Below are 4337 nucleotides of genomic sequence, written 5' to 3' on the forward strand. Positions count from 1 at the left end.
AGAAACAAATACAGTGTTTACGATGACTTTAACAAAGTAAGCTATATAAGAAGTAATTCCTGCATTAAGAAGCATAGTGATAAGGGCAACTACAAGGAGAAGTTTCATTCCTTTTAAATATCGAAACAACCACCAAGGAAATAAACTCTTTATATTCTCTTTCATCTTCACAAATCCATGTATATTTCATAAAGTCTTTGAAGATATTTGTCGATGAAAAATTCCTTAACTATTTCTTTAGCTTTCGCTCCTAAAGTATCTCTCATATCTTTATGTTTGTAAAGAATTTCCATTCCTTTAGCTATAGATTCGGGAGAAGTACCAGATATAAGTGATGCATCGTACGCTATCTCTTTAGAAGGAACATTTTCAGAAATTAGTGAAGGTAAACCTAAATACATTGCTTCTAAGTGTGCTATCCCTAATCCTTCAATTATAGAAGGTAGTACAAAAACATCAGAAATTTTTAAATATTTAAAAGGATTTGAGGTCGGTCCAATAAAAATTATATTTGCAAGTTTTAATTCTTTTGCTAAATTTTTAGCTTTTTCCTCTAGTTTACCTCCTCCAACTAGTAAAAGGTAAAGGTCTTTTTTGTCTTTAAGGTATGACATTGCTTTTATTAAATTTAGAATGTTTTTGTTGTCTGTTAATCTTCCGACAAAGCAAAAAATAGTGGCTTTTTCAGGAATTCCTATTTCCTTTCTGCTTATAGATTCTTGTCTTAGAAGGTTTTCTATTCTTTCAGGAACTATAAAGTTGTATAAAACTTCCCTTCTTGAACAATAAGCGTTGTAGAGAGGATCTACATTTTCCATTACTGCTTTGGAAACATAGATAAAGCCGTCTATATATTTACTTATAAATCTATATTTTCTAATCCTCTTCTTACCTCCAATAAAATGAAAGTTATGTATATGGGCTATTCTCTTTACTTTTAGCCCCAGAGAAGAAATAACTCCTATAAAATCTACTGGGTAACTGTGGAAATGAAGAATATTCGGTTTTATTTCTTTTATTAACTTTCTCAATTTAAAGTAAAAATCTACACTAATTGTCTTTATTTTCCTATTTTTGCCTGAATATAGAAAGTAAAGGTTCTTTTCTCCTTTCAATTCCTTTAAAAGAACTCCTTCCTCACAAAAGATCACAAAATATGGGTCTATTCCAAGCGTTTTTTTATACTTATTCATGTATTTAAAGAGATCTATAACCATCCGTTCAATACCACCAATGTTGGCCTTTCCCAAAAGAAAAAGAACTTTTTTTAACATCTAATACTCCACTTTAGAATTTTATCTACCAGCTGGTAGATGTCCTCTTCCTTTATACTAGCTATACATCTAACCGGAGTTTCTTTATAGGAGCATCTCCAGTTGCAACAGTAACAATCCAATCTTTTGTAAACCACATTCCCGTATCGGTTTAACGGCAAAAATCTACCAAAATGACCTCCTCCATAGATCATAATAGTAGGAATTTCCATTATCCAAGAAGCGTGTACCAGTCCTGTTTCGTTTCCTATGGTTAATATACCATCTCTTATCAACAGTAAGCTTTCTATCAGGGAGGTTTTACCCACAAGGTTTATGATTCTATCTCTAAGTGATGGTGGTAAAAAATTTACCAACAAGGAAGCAATCTGCAGATCTTTTTCGCCTCCCAAGAGTAAACACTTAAAGTTGGTTTTCTTTAGTATAAAAGTTATTACTTTAGCTAGTTTGTCTGTTGGATAGACTCTTTTAAAACTTCCAGCTCCAACGATACAAGAAAAATAACTATGATTTGCTATTTTATTTTCTTCCTTCGGTAACGGAATAAATGGTTTGCATTCTACTAAGGAAATCTTTTTGTTAGATAATTGGGAGTAAAAATGTCTTTCATGGTAGACTACGTGGTTGTACTTAGAGGCGACAGGAACTCTTTTCCTGTCAAATGATTCAACAAAAACGTCGAAAAGGAATCTTTTGTTTTTTCTTTTTATAGAAATTTCTCCTTCATAACCTATTGTTATTCTACCCCTTCCGATTAGACTAATAATATCGTCTCCTTCCGATGAACGATGTATGGAAGACACTATACATGCTGGCGACAGTTCTAAGAGTTTTCTCAGAAAATTTCTCCTATAAGATAAGGAATAATAATAAAGTTTTTTATCTAAGGTAATAATTCTATCCTCCTGAAGGTACAAATTCGCCAATGGAAAAACTTCTTTTCTTACTAAAAGGAATAGATCAAGGCCTTTTTGTAAAAAAAATTCCTTGTAAAGGGGAAGAAATCCTGAAAAAAGTAAAAAATCTCCTATTCCATCATCTCTAATCAAAAGAACCGAATTTTTGTATTTCGTCCTTCTAAAGAGAAAGTCAACAGTAAGTAGTCTATTTAGGTTCTTTTTTATACCTTTCATCCCGCACTTTCCCACTAAAATTTAAAAGAAAGAAATTCACTCCCAAAACAAACATCAAAGCAAACTGAACTTCAGCATCAGTAAAATTGTTTTCAAAAAATCCTGCAATCAGAAATCCGACATAACCGGCGAGGAGAGTATTTATCAATACTTTATAGTCAGTTTGATTCTTTCTTTTGAGATTTTCATGAAAAATGAATCCCCAGAAGGCAAGATATCCTAAAAGACCTATAATCCCATATTTTGTAAGGTATTTTAGATAGATGTTATGGGTTAGTCCTCCGAAAAATATTTTTTTTAGCCTTTCTTCTTTAAACTCTCTTCCAAATATTTCTTTAACACTTTCAGGATACTCTTTCCATGCGTATTCACTGGCTTTATAACCAGCTCCGAAGAACTTCTCTTTAAAAGAATAATGGTATGAGAAAGCCTTTAAATGGGCTCTCCACAAAGCTAGCCGTATCATGTTGCTACCATTGGTTTTTACATCGATTATGCTGTAAAGCCTATGTTTTAAAAGGGGAGTACTTAAGAAAACTGATCCGATTATTATGATAGGTAAAGTTATGAAAAGCAGATCTTTTATTTTTTTTCGTGAAAAGAGGATCCAGAGAATAACTAAAGAAATGAAAATTGAAAATCCTACCCAATAAGAACGGCTACCACAAAGGAGAAGAGCTAAAAATAGAAAAATTGCTGAAAACAGAAACCTTTTCTTTCTTAAAAGAAGAAAAAATCCTAAAAAAAGCACTAGAAGTAGGTATAAAACTCCTCCTGTAGTTAAAGCATTGTCAAGAAATCCCTTTGACCTTATAATATTCGTATGGAAAGAAAGTGTATCAAAATTAATATGTTTTATATTTTGCCAAGTAAAAGCCTCAAAAATTACAGAAAATGCTAAAAGACAAGAGGAAATGACCAAGACATTTAAAAGTTTATGCAAGTAGTTGCTTTTTAGAGTTAATGTTTTATAAACAGTAAAATAAGGAATAAAATGCTGATTAAGATCCGTTTTAAAGACTTTAGATGGAGTTCTTAATAACGTTTCCAATACTTGCGGTGTTAGCAGGAAAGTAAATTTTTTTAAAGGTGGCAGAGGATAAACCTTTCCTGAAATGAAAAGAAGAATAAGTCCTAAGATACCTATTCCTGCTGCAACATTATCAAGAGCTACTGATATGGGAATACTTAAAGCAAATAAGAATGTAGAAAATATTATTAGTTTCTCTTCCAGAGTTTCTATTTTTTCTTTTACAAACACTTAGGACTCCAGTTTTTGTTTTAATCTTCTAACATTCTCAAAAGGATCTCCCTTCTCAAACGCAGCACGAACAACAGCAATACCCCTTGGATTACACCTTCTAACTTCATCTATATTTTCTTCATTTATTCCACCAATAGCTACAACAGGAATTTTTGAGATTTTTACTGCTTTACATAAAAGTTCAGTTCCAGTGACAGGGTCAGGATTTTCTTTCGTGGTTGTAGGAAAGATAGGGCCAAAACCAATATAATCTGCTAGATTTTCTTCATTTGCTTTTTTAACTTGTTCCAAATTGTGAGTAGAAAGTCCCACTATGAATTCATTACCGACAATTTCTCGTATTGTTCTTACAGGTAAATCGTCCTGTCCAACGTGAACACCATCAGCTTTTACAGCAAGTGCTAAATCTAAGCGGTCATTAACAATAAAAGGAACATTATATTTCTTAGTTATTTCTCTTACTAGGTTCGCTTCTTCGTACATTTCTTTAGAAGTTTTCTTTTTTGCTCTATACTGAACAACAGTTGCTCCACCGAGGATTGCCTTTTCAACGGCTTCAGCTATGTTTAAAAGGTTTAAAAATCTTTCATCTGTAATTACATAAAGAAAAAGATTTATTTTTTGTTTTTCCATTTTTACCTCAGGAAGTGTGAATGGTAGGGCCGA

4 protein-coding genes are annotated in these 4337 nt (G+C 32.3%); all 4 read right to left on the reverse strand.

The window, feature by feature from the left end; translation table 11 throughout:
- Positions 1-167: 167 nt before the first annotated feature.
- The 4 genes from ABGX27_05730 to thiE are packed head-to-tail and all read right to left on the reverse strand — an operon-like array spanning position 168 to position 4304.
- Positions 168-1274 (reverse strand): glycosyltransferase, encoded by a 1107-nt coding sequence (locus tag ABGX27_05730; GenBank protein ID MEO2068995.1) that lies wholly within the window; start codon positions 1272-1274, stop codon positions 168-170.
- The gene (locus ABGX27_05735; protein ID MEO2068996.1) at positions 1268-2407 is read right to left on the reverse strand and encodes a glycosyltransferase family 9 protein; all 1140 of its coding nucleotides are present in this window, start codon (positions 2405-2407) and stop codon (positions 1268-1270) included. The genes ABGX27_05730 and ABGX27_05735 overlap by 7 nt, the downstream gene beginning before the upstream one ends.
- Positions 2379-3668, reverse strand: a complete 1290-nt coding sequence (locus ABGX27_05740) for an O-antigen ligase family protein (protein MEO2068997.1) — start codon at positions 3666-3668, stop codon at positions 2379-2381. Before ABGX27_05740 ends, ABGX27_05735 begins: the two co-directional genes overlap by 29 nt.
- Positions 3669-4304: a thiamine phosphate synthase gene (gene thiE, locus ABGX27_05745; GenBank protein ID MEO2068998.1), complete on the reverse strand. Its 636-nt coding sequence runs from the start codon at positions 4302-4304 to the stop codon at positions 3669-3671.
- Between the last annotated feature and the right edge of the window lie 33 nt (positions 4305-4337).

The sequence above is a fragment of the Desulfurobacteriaceae bacterium genome, assembly GCA_039832905.1.
Taxonomy (GTDB): Bacteria; Aquificota; Aquificia; order Desulfurobacteriales; family Desulfurobacteriaceae; genus Desulfurobacterium.